The sequence below is a fragment of the Victivallis sp. Marseille-Q1083 genome (assembly GCF_903645315.1).
Taxonomy (GTDB): Bacteria; Verrucomicrobiota; Lentisphaeria; order Victivallales; family Victivallaceae; genus UMGS1518.
In genome coordinates this window covers 1,006,560-1,021,088 of sequence record NZ_CAHJXL010000001.1, presented here as the reverse complement: position 1 = coordinate 1,021,088, position 14,529 = coordinate 1,006,560, and the positions used below count along the sequence as shown (strand labels likewise).

13 protein-coding genes are annotated in these 14,529 nt (G+C 47.7%); 12 read left to right on the top strand and 1 reads right to left on the bottom strand.

Annotation, left to right across the window (positions count from 1 at the left end; all coding sequences use genetic code 11):
- Positions 1 to 14: 14 nt before the first annotated feature.
- The 12 genes from HWX74_RS04050 (at position 15) to HWX74_RS03995 (ending at position 13,079) form a co-directional block, all read left to right on the top strand.
- Positions 15 to 1,124, top strand: a complete 1,110-nt coding sequence (locus HWX74_RS04050; protein WP_176012325.1) for a glycosyltransferase family 1 protein — start codon at positions 15 to 17, stop codon at positions 1,122 to 1,124.
- Positions 1,117 to 2,589 (top strand): O-antigen polysaccharide polymerase Wzy, encoded by a 1,473-nt coding sequence (gene wzy, locus HWX74_RS04045; RefSeq protein WP_176012324.1) that lies wholly within the window; start codon positions 1,117 to 1,119, stop codon positions 2,587 to 2,589. The genes HWX74_RS04050 and wzy overlap by 8 nt, the downstream gene beginning before the upstream one ends.
- An 8-nt stretch (positions 2,590 to 2,597) precedes the next feature.
- On the top strand, positions 2,598 to 3,782 hold the full coding sequence (locus HWX74_RS04040; protein WP_176012323.1) for a glycosyltransferase: 1,185 nt from the start codon (positions 2,598 to 2,600) through the stop codon (positions 3,780 to 3,782).
- Between the two features lie 114 nt (positions 3,783 to 3,896).
- Positions 3,897 to 5,813, top strand: a complete 1,917-nt coding sequence (locus HWX74_RS04035) for a nucleoside-diphosphate sugar epimerase/dehydratase (RefSeq protein ID WP_176012322.1) — start codon at positions 3,897 to 3,899, stop codon at positions 5,811 to 5,813.
- A 35-nt stretch (positions 5,814 to 5,848) separates the two neighbouring features.
- On the top strand, positions 5,849 to 6,991 hold the full coding sequence (locus HWX74_RS04030; RefSeq protein WP_176012321.1) for a DegT/DnrJ/EryC1/StrS aminotransferase family protein: 1,143 nt from the start codon (positions 5,849 to 5,851) through the stop codon (positions 6,989 to 6,991).
- A complete protein-coding gene (locus tag HWX74_RS04025; protein ID WP_176012320.1) occupies positions 6,960 to 8,165 on the top strand; it encodes a glycosyltransferase family 4 protein in 1,206 nt (401 codons plus the stop codon). Before HWX74_RS04030 ends, HWX74_RS04025 begins: the two co-directional genes overlap by 32 nt.
- Positions 8,166 to 8,261: 96 nt before the next feature.
- Positions 8,262 to 9,080, top strand: a complete 819-nt coding sequence (locus tag HWX74_RS04020; RefSeq protein ID WP_176012319.1) for a glycosyltransferase family 39 protein — start codon at positions 8,262 to 8,264, stop codon at positions 9,078 to 9,080.
- Positions 9,080 to 10,402 (top strand): hypothetical protein, encoded by a 1,323-nt coding sequence (locus tag HWX74_RS04015; RefSeq protein WP_176012318.1) that lies wholly within the window; start codon positions 9,080 to 9,082, stop codon positions 10,400 to 10,402. Before HWX74_RS04020 ends, HWX74_RS04015 begins: the two co-directional genes overlap by 1 nt.
- Positions 10,399 to 11,022: a sugar transferase gene (locus tag HWX74_RS04010; protein ID WP_217704841.1), complete on the top strand. Its 624-nt coding sequence runs from the start codon at positions 10,399 to 10,401 to the stop codon at positions 11,020 to 11,022. The genes HWX74_RS04015 and HWX74_RS04010 overlap by 4 nt, the downstream gene beginning before the upstream one ends.
- Entirely contained in the window at positions 11,022 to 11,630 is a 609-nt protein-coding gene (locus HWX74_RS04005; RefSeq protein ID WP_176012317.1) for an acetyltransferase, read from the top strand. The genes HWX74_RS04010 and HWX74_RS04005 overlap by 1 nt, the downstream gene beginning before the upstream one ends.
- A gap of 130 nt (positions 11,631 to 11,760) precedes the next feature.
- Complete coding sequence (locus HWX74_RS04000) at positions 11,761 to 12,402, top strand: hypothetical protein (RefSeq protein ID WP_176012316.1); 642 nt, start codon at positions 11,761 to 11,763, stop codon at positions 12,400 to 12,402.
- Between the two features lie 518 nt (positions 12,403 to 12,920).
- Positions 12,921 to 13,079 (top strand): hypothetical protein, encoded by a 159-nt coding sequence (locus HWX74_RS03995; RefSeq protein ID WP_176012315.1) that lies wholly within the window; start codon positions 12,921 to 12,923, stop codon positions 13,077 to 13,079.
- Positions 13,080 to 13,185: 106 nt separating this feature from the next.
- On the opposite strand, the gene HWX74_RS03990 is transcribed toward HWX74_RS03995, so the two are convergent.
- The gene (locus HWX74_RS03990) at positions 13,186 to 14,520 is read right to left on the bottom strand and encodes a deoxyguanosinetriphosphate triphosphohydrolase (protein WP_176012314.1); all 1,335 of its coding nucleotides are present in this window, start codon (positions 14,518 to 14,520) and stop codon (positions 13,186 to 13,188) included.
- Between the last annotated feature and the right edge of the window lie 9 nt (positions 14,521 to 14,529).

Genomic DNA, 14,529 nt, shown 5'->3' with positions numbered 1-14,529 from the left:
AGTAATAAAATTTTATGAATAAAGTATTGCATGTTTTGAATTCCATGAATGTCGGTGGAGCAGAAACATTTATTATGAATGTTTTCCGAAACATTGATCATTCCCGTGTACAATTCGACTTTCTATTGAATGAAAAAGAGAATTTCTATGCAGAGGAAATCGCTTCTCTGGGCGGGAAGATATTTTTCATCCTTCCACGCCATTGCGGTTTTTTACGTTACCATACCATCATGAAACAATTTTTCAAAAACCATCAAGGTGAATATATTGCAATTCACCAGCATCTTTCCTCCCTCAGTTCGATAGAACCATTGGCTGCCGCTTGCCAATTTGGTTATCCCATTCGTATCGCTCATTCACACAGCAGTTCAGCGCCAAAATCGCTGCTGCATCGCGGACTTCATTATTGCAACAAGTTACGAATCGCCGGAGTTGCAACCCACTACCTCGGCTGTTCCGATCTGGCATTGCGTTGGGTATTTGGACATACGAGTGCATTTCCCGGGGCCCAAATGGTGAATAACGGTATCAATACAGCAGCATTTGCTTACAATGAGACGACGCGGCAACGTCTCAGGCGACAGTTGAAATTGGATGGAAAGTTAGTCTTTGGCCATGTCGGACGTTTCTGTGAAATGAAAAATCATCATTTTCTTTTAAAAGTTTTTGAACGTTTTCTTCAAATCAATCCGCAAGCGCACTTGTTGCTGGTCGGAACCGGTCCTCTTCTGCCGGCCAGCCGTCAATTGGCTCAGGAGTGGAATATCGATAAACAAGTGTCCTTCCTCGGCCTGCGTTCCGATGTGGCGGAATTGTTGCAGGCAATGGACATTTTCCTCTTTCCTTCCTTCTTCGAAGGATTGCCGGTTGCATTGGTGGAGGCGCAGTGTGCTGGGTTGAAGGTTTATTGTTCCGACCGAATCACCCGGGATATAGCCCTTACGGATAATATTAAATTTCTGGATATCGCTTCTCCTGCGGAGCGATGGGCTTCTTTCATCGCTTCCGATTATGACGGATACATACGTCGGGATGTTTCTCAAATCATTGTCGATTCCGGTTTTGGCATCGGTAAAACCATTCAATTTCTAATGGATCACCTCTATTGTCCAACCCATGAATAAACGTTCCTTTCACTTCTTTGTTGCATTCATTTTCCTGATCGTTATCTCATTAGGCTGGTTGTTTTGCCAGCGGCCCGGTATGCCTGCTTTAAAAACAATGGGCAGCATCGGTTTATTGCAACTGGCTTTTACCTGTTGGAGTTGGAAGCGGCTGCAGGGCAACATGATCAATCCTTATTGCCTGTTTGTCGTTGCCGCTTACTTATTTACTTTCGGCCAGTCATTGCTCTATCCATTTGATCTGGTTTCTCCCCAGAGGGATTTGTTGAATTCTTATGTTTTGCCTTTTTCATTTCAGGATATTTTCAACAGTCAGTTGTTGACGCTACTGTTTCTGAATTTTATGCACATTGGTGCCATATGTGCCTTGAAACCGGCTTCTCAAGTTTCACTGAACTCGGAGCATCCTGGCGACTCTGCTTTGGAACGACCGCCAATCTCTCACTTCCACCAATTGTACGGAATAAAACTGGTCGGCTGGGGGTTGTTTGCCATATCGTTCCTGCCTTTTTTCGTCAAAAGTTTCACGGAATATGGCGTGGTAAAAAGTTATGGTTATGGTGCTATTTATGAACAGGAGGTCCATATCGGGCTGGCGAATATCAACTACATTTTGAGCAGTTATTTCATTCCTTCCATTTTATGTCTTTTGGTGGCATACCATACATCCCGACGGGCAAAATTCTTTTTTCTGGGTATTCTGTTGCTTGACATCATTTTTACGCTGTTTATCGGTGGTCGAACGCAGGCCGTCATCCTGGCAAGTGTTGTGCTGCTGGTTCAACACAACCTGATTCGTCCATTGAAATGGAAGGAGCTTTTGTTCGTTGGTCTAAGCGCTTATCTTTTTCTGGGATTGTTATCGGTCATCTCCGAAGTAAGAAGCAATTCCCACAGGACTTTCAGTGATTATTTTTCCAACACAGGGGAGGTTCAACGTTTCACGTCTCCAATTACAGAGACCTTCAGTGAAATGGGGAGTTCCATGATGCCGCTTGCCGCCACGATGCAGCTTGTACCCCAGGTCAGATCCCATCGTTATGGCAGTACCTTTTTTTATTCCTTGACAACGATCATTCCTAATTTGGGATTCTGGGATATTCATCCGGGCAAGGAATACGCCACGCTGGGCGATTGGCTGCAGCGAGAATTGCAACTTGGCTATGGCCCCGGTTATTCCATCGTGGCGGAAGCTTATTTGAATTTTGGAATATTCGGATTTTTCTTTATGTTGCTCTACGGGTTTGTCCTGGCCAGAATTTTCCGAAGTATTACTCCGGAGATCAGTAAAAATCATCCGTTACAATTTCTGCTGGTTATTCTGTTCTGCCAATTGGGCTTGGCAACGGTGCGCAATTCGTTCATTGCCATTGTCAGAACGGTATTTTATTACCTGCTGGTGGTTTATGCTGGTGTGACAATACTGAATCGCCATAAATCCAAGACTGCTTCGAAATTGCAGTAAAAAGTCAAATGGATCTTGTTTTTATTACAGAAGCCAGATTTCAAAAGTCGCCGACGGGAAAGATCTACCCCTTGGAGGTCAGCTTTTCCGAATGCTTATGGCAACGCTATCTGGATGTATTCGAGCATCTCTTTGTGATGGCGAGGGTTGCCGATAATTGTCCGGAGCCAGCAGCATCAGGAATCGTTTCAGGCCAAGGACGAATTTCCTTCATTGAATTGCCGTACTATGTCGGTCTTCGGCAATATTGTGAGGTCCGCGCCCAGTTGCGGGAAATGATTCGCCGCAACCTTTTGCCCGGCAGGGCTTACCTCTGCCGGGTGCCCGGCATTCTGGGGGCTACTGCGGCTCGGCTGTTGACCGCCCAGGGGCTTCCTTATGGCGTGGAAGTCGTCGGGGACCCTTGGGAGGTTTTTGCAAAAGGCGGGGTTTCCGTTCCTTTTCGTCCTGTGTTCCGCCGGATTTGTACTCGCACACTTCAGCGAGTTGTACGGAACAGTGCCGCGGCGCTTTATGTGACCCAGGAGAAATTGCAGAAAACGTATCCGGTCCGGTCCGGCTGTTTCTCGACTGCAGTTTCCAATGTTATCATTCCGGCCAGTTATCTGGAGCATTTTTCTCTGCGGTATTTTCAGCCGTCACGAACTTATCGTCTTCTGAGCATTGGTTCCCTGGCGCAATTGTATAAGGGACCGGATATTGCTCTGCAAGCAGTGAAAATTTTAAAACAACACGGTATTTCAATAACACTGGTTTGGCTGGGAGATGGAAAATTTCGTCCTTTGATGCAGGAATTGAGCGAAACGCTGGGAATCAGCGACTGTGTCGATTTTCACGGGAGTGTCGATCCGGAAACAGTCAGAGCTCAACTGCTCCAAACCGATCTTTACATCCATCCGTCCAGAACCGAAGGTTTGCCGCGGGCCGTCATCGAAGCAATGGCTGCCGGCTTGCCGTGCATTGGCACCCGGGTCGGCGGTATACCGGAACTGCTTGAGCCGGCCGCTCTGGTTCCGCCTAACGATTCCAATGCTCTTGCCGATAAAATCTGTACTTTTTTGGCCAATCCGGAATTTGTCCATCAACAGCAGCAACGTAATTTCGCCGAAGCCATGAAATACAGGGAAGAGGTATTGAAGCAACGGCGCCGGCAGTTTTTTCAGAGACTAAAGCAACTTGCTGAAATTGAATAAGCAATCTTTTAAGTAAAATGCGGCCGTTTTATTCGGCCATTCATTTTATCTGACAACAATTTCAAAATTGTCGAATCAGAGCTTTTACCAAATTAGAAAAGAGGGAATTGTCGTATGGCACAATCAAACATCAAACAATTCAATGTTACAGCAATGCTGTTGCGTTTCGCGTGGCTGCCGGTAGATATTGTCATTTTGAATGTATCTTATTTGGGGGCTTTATGGATTTGCAGTAATTTGCAGACCGGTTCTAGTGAGTTCGAACATGGCTATCACTTTTATACGGAGTACTATCAGGCTTTCATCCTTTTCCAGATTTTTCTCTTCACCATTTCCGGGATGTACAGTAAAATTTGGAGTTATGCCAGCTTGCCGGAATTTTTCTACGTCATATTCTGGAGTTTCATTTATTGTGCATTTTTTACCGGCATGGGCATTTCGGCTTTTGCGCTTCAAAATATTCCGTTGGGGATTTATCCGCTGGTTTTCTTTTTTAACACTACTTTCCTGGTGGCACCGCGGCTCAGTCTCCGAATCGCACGATTGTTGAAGGTTTATTGGAATTATTGTCGTTCGTTGCCCCTTCTGCCTCAAGCTCATGAAGAAGAGTCCTCGTCGCCTCCGACTATGTTGATCGGAGCGGGTTACGCCGGCCGAAAACTTCTTGCCGAAATCGGTCATTATAATAATCTCCATGCCAAACCGGTCGTTTTCATCGACGATGATCCGCTAAAGCGCGGTATGAAACTCAATGGCATACCGGTTGCCGGCGGACGTGATATGATTCTTTCCGCTGTGGAAAAGTATAAAGTGGAAATCATCGTCGTCGTCATGCCTTCTGCCAGCAATGAAGAGCGCAAGAAAGTGTTGGAAATTTGCAGCCAGACGAAATGCAAATTGTTGACAGTTCCGAGCCTGCGCGAAATCCTCGAAGAAAAAGTTACCGTCAATCAGATCCGCAATGTCGAAATTACCGACTTGCTGGGACGGGATGAAAATAAACTGGACCTGGAACAGATAAAAACGTATTTGACGGGGAAAACCATTTTGATTTCAGGCGGTGGTGGTTCCATCGGTTCCGAACTCTGCCGTCAAATTGCCACTTTCAACCCCAGATTATTGATTATTTTCGATATTTATGAAAACAACGCTTATGACATCGAATTGGAGCTTCGTCGCCGTTTCCCGGAGTTAAAATTGGAGGTGCTCATCGGCTCTCTACGCGATCCGGAACGGCTGGAAGAAGTTTTCAGCCAATATCACCCAGAAATCGTTTTTCATGCTGGAGCTCACAAGCATGTGCCGTTGATGGAACATTCCCCGAAGGAAGCGATCAAGAACAATGTATTCGGGACCTATCATCTGGCCAGCATTTCCAAGCAGCACAAAGTCAAGCGTTTCATTTTGATTTCTACTGACAAAGCAGTCAATCCGACCAATGTCATGGGAGCCAGCAAGCGTCTGTGCGAAATGATCATCCAGTCGTTGAACGAACCCGGCCAGACTGAATTTGCCGCCGTCCGCTTCGGAAATGTCTTGGGCAGCAATGGCAGCGTCGTTCCTCTTTTCAAACGGTTGATTCGAGAAGGACGGCCTCTTCCGGTAACTCATCCGGATATCACCCGATATTTCATGACCATTCCGGAGGCTTCCCGCCTGGTGCTGCAAGCCGGAGCGATGGCTCGCGGCGGGGAAATTTTTATTCTCGATATGGGTAAGCCAATCAAAATCCTCTCATTGGCAGAAAATTTGATTCGCCTTTCCGGCCTGACGCCCTATGAAGATATCAATATTGAATTTATCGGTTTGAGACCGGGTGAAAAACTCTTTGAGGAGCTCTCACTGGCGGAAGAGGGTATGACCAATACTCGGCATCAGAAAATATTCATCAGCAATCCGATTCATTTTGATCGCGAGGCTTTGCTGGCTCGGCAGCTTCCTCATTTTCATGAGATTATCGAGAATGGTGACGACGCTGCTTTGCGAATTTATCTGGAAGAAGTTGTATCGACTTATCATCCCATTAACTAATTTCAATAAAACAATGTTTAGTCTAAAGGAAAAAGATGAAAACTTTGCCGCGTATTTACCTGGCCTCCCCGCATATGAGTGATGAAGGATTCGAAAAACAGTATATCCAAGCAGCGTTTGACAGTAATTGGATTGCACCGCTGGGAGAAAATGTTGACCGTTTCGAACAGGAACTGGCAGACAAAGTCGGTTCCAGCCATGCAGCGGCGCTGAGTTGCGGCACGGCGGCCATTCATATGGCCTTGAAAGCTGCCGGCGTCGGCCAAGGTGATATCGTTTTTTGTCAATCTTTGACTTTTTCAGCTTCGGCCAATCCCATCATTTACCAGAATGCCATACCGGTTTTCATTGACAGTGAACCGGATACTTGGAATATGTCGCCGGATGCCTTGGAAAAAGCGTTTGCAAAATATCCAAACGTCAAAGCTGTCATCGTCGTACACCTTTATGGTCTGGCTGCAGATTTGGACCGGATTATGGAGTTGTGCAGGAAGCATGGAGTTTGCTTGATCGAAGATGCGGCTGAAAGCCTTGGTACGCTTTACAAGGGCCGATACTCCGGAACTTTTGGCGATTATGGTGTTTTCAGCTTCAACGGCAACAAAATAATTACTACCTCCGGAGGAGGAATGCTGGTTGCCAATCAGAAAGATTCCGCGGTGGCTGCCGAACGAATTGCAAAAGTTCGTTTCTGGGCAACGCAAAGTCGGGATTCCGCGCGCCATTATCAGCATTCGGAACTGGGATACAATTACCGAATGAGCAACGTTCTGGCCGGAATCGGTCGTGGTCAACTCAAGGTGCTGGATCAGCGTGTAACTAAAAAGCGGCAGATATTTGAATTTTATACGCAAGCATTCTCCACTGTTGCGGAAATTAAAATGATGCCCGCCAATGATTGGAGTTATTCCAATTGCTGGCTTTCCTGTATCACGCTTTCGGGATCCAGGGTCAGGCCGCTTGATGTCATGTTGGCGCTTGAAGCGGAAAATATCGAATCCCGTCCGATTTGGAAACCCATGCATCTGCAGCCTTTTTTCCGGGACTGTGACTATATTGATCACGCCGGTATTGCGCAACGCATTTTCGAAAACGGCGTCTGTCTGCCTTCGGACACCAAGCTGACTTTGGAGGAATTGCAGAAAATTGTGTCAATTATCAAAAAATTATGGCACTAAAACAATTGCTGGCCTTGTAGAAAAAACGATGAAAATATTATATGTGATAAAAACCAATCGAGGCGCCAAATGGGCTTATGAACAAGCTCTATGGCTGTTTCGACATGGGCTTGATTTGACGGTTGTCATTCCGGAGGAGTCCGGGGATTATGCCGACCTCTATCGATCTGCCCGGATCAAAGTTATCCGGGCAGACTGTTCGTTACCGGTTTCCAAACCATGGCTTTTATCCCGTCGAATCAGGACAATCCGACAAATGGTCGAAACGGAACAGCCGGACCTTATTCATTGCCATTTTGTGACCAATATTTTAATGATGCGTCTGGCGTTGAGAAATTCTTCTATCCCGCGATTGTTTCAGGTTCCGGGACCGCTGCATCTGGAAAGTTGTATTTTCCGTAAACTGGATGTTTTGTCCGCTACTGCAGCAGATTATTGGGCTCCTGCCTGCCGGTTGAGTTTTCAGAAATATCTCCAGGCTGGCATCAGCTCGAAACGTCTTTTTTTAGCTTATTATGGAAGTGAAAGTTATGCGAAAACATTCGAAACAACCGGACAATTACGTTCGGAATTCGGGCTTTCTCCGGATAGTCGGCTGGTCGCAATGGTTTGTTATTTCTATAAACCCAAGCGTTATCTGGGACAGAGGTACGGGTTGAAAGGTCATGAAGATTTCATTGATGCCATGCGTCTGCTCCTGCATGATTATCCCGACATAACTGGAGTCATTGTCGGCGGGCCTTTCGGCACCAGCCAACGTTATATGGAACAGGTACAGGCTTATGCCCGCCGCCGATGTGGCGATAAGATATTGTTTACCGGATTCCGGAAGGACGTGCTGCAGATTTACCGGGAATTCGATGTCGCGGTCCACCCTTCACACAGTGAAAATCTGGGAGGAGCTGCTGAAAGTCTAGCGGCGGCAGTTCCGACCGTTTCCACCGATGTCGGCGGCTTTCCGGATATTGTCATTGACGGCAAGACTGGATATACCGTTCCGGCCAAATCGCCTCGGCGGCTTGCTCAGGCGATTGAAAGAATGTTGATTGACCCAGAACAAGCTACGCAAATGGCCCTTCAAGGGCAACGAGAAGTTAGAGAGCTGCTTGATTTGGACCGAACAGCCGGCCTTATCGAAGTTATTTATTCCCAAATTCTGCAATCGGAAAAATGAAGAACAACGATTGGTAAAGCCGATTCGGTTGGTGGCAGTCATTCCGTTGTTTTCGGAGATAATTGAAATCAACGCACATTTACAAGCATTTTTTCTATGAATTATTCGAACCGCTCCTGTTTTTCGTTCACCATCCCCGGCTTGGACAAAATATTTCCTCTGTCGGCAATGCCGTGGGGCTTGGTGGCGATTTGTCTTTTTAGCTTGGCGATACGAATCTTCTGCTGGTATATGGAATCCACGGTTTCCAGAGACGGCATCCTTTATTTGAACATGGCTGAAATCTGGTATGACAAAGGTCCGGCGGGGTTACGACTTCTAATCCGACAAAATATTTTTATTCCTCCTTTTTTTCTTTATCTCATTCGGGTTTTGATGCACGTGGGATTCGCGGCAGAAACCGCCGGAATTATCATCAGTATTTCAGCCGGAACTCTACTGCCGGCAGTAATTTATCGCATCATCAGGGTTTTCCCGTCGACAGAGGAAATGGGATTGGCAGGCGCTTTGCTTATCGCAGTCGCTCCCGGAGCCGTTGAACTATCCACCGAAATTCAGCGCGAAAGCCTTTATTTATTATTTTCCGGTTTGGTCATCTGGTTTATGCTTCTTGCGCTAAAGCAAAGAAAAAATATCTATTTCGTGCCTGTTGGTCTCTGTATTGCTCTGGCTGTCTGGACACGTTACGAAGCTCTGGAATTTCTTCCCCTGGCAATATTCGGTATTTTGATCAATCTCTGTTATCAAAAACAAACTCTATGGCAGGCGGTACAGGCTTTGATAATTTGTTTGTTTTCTACGATTGGCTGTTTCCTTTGGTTGGCGCTTTTGATGCAACTTCCGTTGGAAGTTGTTGCTTTTTATCGTAACCGCGTTGATTTACTGTTTTCTCTTCTGTTCGGAGGAGCGTTCTGATGCAGGCGTTTAGCGGAATTCTTTTCGAACCGCTGATGGTTACGGCAGTGGCTGGAATGATTCTGCTCTGCTTTAGCCAATGGAAAAAGCGGAACGCTTTCTTCTGGGTGGTTGCAGGTGGCGTCTTTTTTTTGATTCTCTGGCGATTATATCTCGGTTCCTCTTCCTCATCCCGCTATACTGCAATTTTGCTTTTTCCCGCAATCATCTTTACGGTATATTTGCTTTATTTCAATATTTTCGAGCGTTCTTTTTCCCGGTTCCTCCTGCTCATACTGGCCATAATCTGCCTGGGAAAAGATTTTCATTTCAACCCTTATGACGATTGTATTCCCCGTATCGGCGAGTGTATTCGAGCGGATTCTCTACAGCATGCCGGGGCAGCCATTCTTCTCGGAGACGCCAAAGATGCCCGGCGTATCGAGTATTATGCCGAGATTGGAGCAGTCGCACTTCCGGAGGCGACTTTGGAACAGTGTCGGGATTTTATCCTGGAGCAAAGCAATGCTTATCGGCATGTTTATGTCGTCGTCAACGAAAACAGCGATCGTTCTCCCACCCTGGCTGAAGAGCTGGGAATTCCTCCGGAACAATGGCAGTTCGTCGGGTCTTTTTTCCGCAATCGGAGTCAGCGCAAGAAACTCAGCGTCTACCGCTATTCTCCGGAAATGCCCGGCGGAGAGTTTACCGTTCTCAATGGAAAATTTTTTAACGGTTCGGCAGGACAATGCAATTCAACTCTGCCATTGAACGGTAATTTCGAAAAAGAAAACCCAATGCCTCAGTCCAGTTTGCCAACCGCCGATCAATGGGGTGCCGGGCTGGAATTTTTTCTCCAGCCGAATTTGAAATTTCCGGAGCATTGGAGTATTCGCTCCACGTTTGGTTTTGCTCCTGACTGTAAGGCTGAAATTGAGCTCAGCTCCGACGCCATCTCAGGACATTATTCCCTACGCATGGCCAGCCGTAATTTAATTTCCATTTATACCAAAGATTTTATTCCGGCCGGCGATTATCGGTTGCATCTGCTCATTCGAGGATTGCCAGGGTCTTATCCGGAAATTTTCCTTACGTTTTACGACAGCAAAAAGCGTTTTCTAAGTTATCGCAATCTTTGCTCTCTGCCATTGAGAACTTTCGGCATTATAAAGTGTACCATTCCGATATCGGTTCCTACCGGTCAACAGTTTAGAATTGTTTTGGCATTGCATCAGGGGGAAGTTTTCTGGGATGGCATCGCATTACAGCCGGCTGCCACCTTGCCGGGACAGCTTTCTTTGTCCGGTGGAATAACCGGCGACGATCGGGAGTTATCAAAGTGAGGAAGACAAAATATTTTTATTTCGGCGTCAAACGTTTTTTTGATTTTACTGTTGCTTTGTTGCTTCTGTTACTCACATTTCCCCTATGGCTGATCATTGCAGTCGTCATTTACGGAAAGATGGGACGCCCGGTTTTGTTCTGTCAGCCCAGGCCGGGGAAAAATGAAAAAATATTTCTCTTATATAAGTTTCGTACCATGTCAGATCAACGGGACCAGACCGGGCGGCTGCTGTCCGACCGGGAGCGGTTAACGCCTCTGGGCAACTGGCTGCGTCATACCAGCCTGGATGAACTGCCTCAGATGTTCAATGTCCTGAAAGGAGATATGTCGTTGATCGGACCGCGTCCGCTGCTGACGGATTATTTACCGTTGTACAACGATAGGCAACACCGGCGTCATGACGTGCGTCCGGGAATTTCCGGCTGGGCACAGGTTAACGGGCGCAATGCCCTGTCATGGAGCCAAAAATTCGAATTTGATTTGGAATATGTCGAGAAATGCGGTTTTCAACTGGATGCCAAAATATTTCTGTTAACGCTGTTCCGGATTATCAGAAAGGAAGGGATTTCCGCTGATGGAGAAGCGACTATGAAGAAATTCGGCAGCGAGGAGAAATGATGATTTATCTATTGGGCGGAGGGGGGCACGCCAGCGTACTCATTGATTTGTTGCACTTGCAAATGCCTCAGGAGGAACTTGCCATCCTGGACGATAACATTCCTGTGGGAAGTTATATCAATCGGACTCCAGTCGTCGGCTGCATCGCCGATTTATCAGAATCGTTTGTCGGTCAGGCCGTAATCGCAATCGGGAAAAATGCCATTCGGCAAAAATTGGCAGAACGTTTTCCCAAGGCGAATTGGGTTCGTTTGATTCATCCCCGCGCAATTCTATCCCCGTCTGTGCAAATCGGCCCCGGTACGGTAATCATGGCGAATGCCGTCATTCAATATGGCTGCTCGCTTGGACGGCATTGCATCGTCAATACTGCCGCTACAATTGATCACGAGGGTTGCCTGGCTGACTTTGTCCACCTTGCACCCGGTACTCATCTGGCAGGGAACGTAACGATTGGGCAGGAAACATTTCTTGGCACCGGCGTTGCAGTGATTCCCGGAATAGTCATCGGGAAAAAATGTATCGTTGGTGCCGGGGCCGTAGTAATTCGCGACGTCACCGATGAGGACACTGTTGCAGGCATTCCGGCCCGCAGCATTCACCCATGATGAAAAATTGACCATTTGTAATGGAAGGAGGAAATAACCAAAGAAAATTCAGCAGTACTTCAGGCGTTGCCGGCCCTGTCATCGACGACAAAACTCTTTCACAGACCCCATAACATCACAGGAGCTATTTATGAAAAGCCGTCAAATTTTTCCTTTCTGCTTGGCAGGTGTGACGATTCTTACACTCGCTTTTCAAGTATCATGCCGCAATACCGCCCACAATTCGGAAATTCAACCGGTAAATATTGAAAGTGTTGTCAATACCAATCCCGCACCTGCGGCGGATTTGCTTTTTTCACTGAATACATCAGACTTGCTGCATCAGGAAACTTTTCCGACTGCGCAAACGGAATACGTTTTACAGTGTCCTCAGAATTGGAAACTGAATCGTCAACACCTGACATCCGGAAACGCTTGGCCGGCAAGACTTGAGCTGCTGCCCGAACAAAATTCCTTGCTTTTGGAAAGCAATGATTTTATTGTCATTTACAACCAGCAGCCTCTTCCCTCCAATCAAATTTACCGTTTGGAAATAATGGCAGAAGGCGAGGGAACTATCAAACCGTTTCTTTATACCTACGGGGATAAAAATGCGATTATTCCTTTCGAAGAATTGGAGTTCCCTGCCGCCGATCGATGCAGTACGATGTCTTTGGATCTGACTGCACGTTCCGACGCTGCCACACGTTTTGCAATTGGCTTCAGGGGCAAACTCATCATTCGAAGCTTGAACTTGTTCTCAGACAATTTTCAGGCGGCGATACAAAAATAACCGTTACCAGAGAGGTGCCGGACAAGCCGGCTTTGACGATTGACAAAACCGGTAATGTCCGGATCGCGGAATTTTTTACTGACGGATCGTTTTCGAGCAATTGGAAAAGATTGATTTTCTGATACGGTATCGTGGCAGTTGAAAAAGCATCATTTGCTATTTACCAGAAAAGGTGACGAAAAGGTTTGGAAAAAGAAGCATTCGAGAAGGAAATAACCTCTTTTCAAAAGGTTTTCCTTTCTCAAATCTTCTAGATAGCCGGCAGTCCGGGCTGTTAACCGGAGCTTTTCGTTTCCTCAAATATTCGAATCATCTCCCTCTTTGCAAGAAAATAAAAAATCAGGTTTCATAAGGTTTCCCAATGAGTATTACAGAAGTTTTGATCCTTCTTTGCGCTCTGTGCGGTGGCGGAGCTTGGTATTGCTGGTGCAAAAAGAAATGTGGTTACGGTCTACAGGAGTTCTATTTGAAATCTTCTTCCAATTGTAAATCCCGGCGGCAATCTCTTCAGAAAGATAATGAGTTTGATGACGGGAAAAAATAAAACTGATTTTTTATTTTTATCTGGCGAAGCGGCAATTAGTGATTGTCGAATCCGACCGACTCGTCGTTTGACGAAATCTGGTGATATCGCCGATGGTGTGGAGGCGTTTCCTCAAGCTGGATACTTTGGTTAGCATGTTTCAAGCCCCGGTATTGTTTGGGAGTTAACTTGTTTGGATAAGGACAAACGGTAGCCGCCCGCTGAACCGCATCCAGGTACGACCTGGAGCGGTTATTTTTTTACATCATCATGCCGGGCAATGAAATTCCTTTGATTTTCTTGAACAATGACACCGCATAGGAATCGGTCATGCCGGCAAGGTAATCGAGCAGCATCAGCAAGCGCAGATAGCTGCTGCCTTTCCACGCCGGGTCATCGACCGGGCAATACCGCTTCGGCAGCAATTGCAGCAGCTTCCGGCTGCGGTCCGAAGCGCGGCCGAACGCGGCTTCTTCCAGCGCCGGCACGAAAGTATCCAGCAACCCGAACGTCAATTCGTAACCGGCCGCCTCAATTTCCACGGCCCGTCGGAAGGTGTAAACTTCTTCGATGCTGCGTTGCAGTATCTCTGCCAATACCGGAGCCGCCGGAATCAGGTGAATCAGCGGCTGTTCGAGTTCCCCGGCCAGAATGGCGTCGTGATGCCGCTCAAATGCCTTGATGATCTGGTCGATCAAAGTGCCGAGCGCCTTGGCGCGCAGCATTTCCACTTTGCGTTCGGGATCGTGAAGTTGTTGAACTTTGTTCCGGGTATCGCCGTCGTCGATGATGGCCAGAAAAAGCCGTTCGATTTCCGGGTATGGAATGATTTTCAACGCGTGGCCGTCTTCGAAATCGATGATGCGGTAGGTGATGTCATCCGCCGCTTCCACCAGAAACGCCAGCGGATGGCGATACCACGAAAAGTCTTCTCCCGCCCTCGGCTGCATGCCGGTTGCTTCCGCCACCAGGCGAAACAGCTCCCGGTCAGCCTGGAAAAAGTTGAATTTCTTGTGATTGGCGCTGCCCGGATACGGATATTTGGCGGCGGCGGCCAGCGTCGCGCAGGTCAATTGCATGCCGCCGTAATTGTCCGGCATCTGCAGGCGGGCCAGCACCCGGAAACCTTGCGCATTGCCCTCATAACGCCGGAAATCGGCGCATTCGTGCTCGGTCATGGTTTGCTGCAGCGTGGCGGCGACGGCGGAATGGGTGAACCAGTGACGGATCGCCTCTTCGCCGGAATGACCGAACGGCGGATTGCCGATGTCATGGCCGAGCGAGGCGGCGGCGCAGATGGCGCCGACATCGCTCGGCTGCAAAGGCGCCAGGTCGCCGTGGCGGCAGATGAAGACGCCGGCCCCGGCGCCGAGCGACCGGCCGATCGAAGCGGCTTCCAGGCTGTGGGTCAGGCGGGTGCGGACGTAATCGTGCTCGGCCAGCGGAAATACCTGGGTTTTGTCCTGCAGGCGGCGGAACGCGGAGGAGAAGATGATCCGGTCGAAGTCCTGTTGGAACGGCGACCGGCCGGGCTGCAGCGGTTTCGGCTGATCTTTGCCGAGCCGTTGGAACGATAAAAGTTGGGACCAGTTCATGATGTAAAG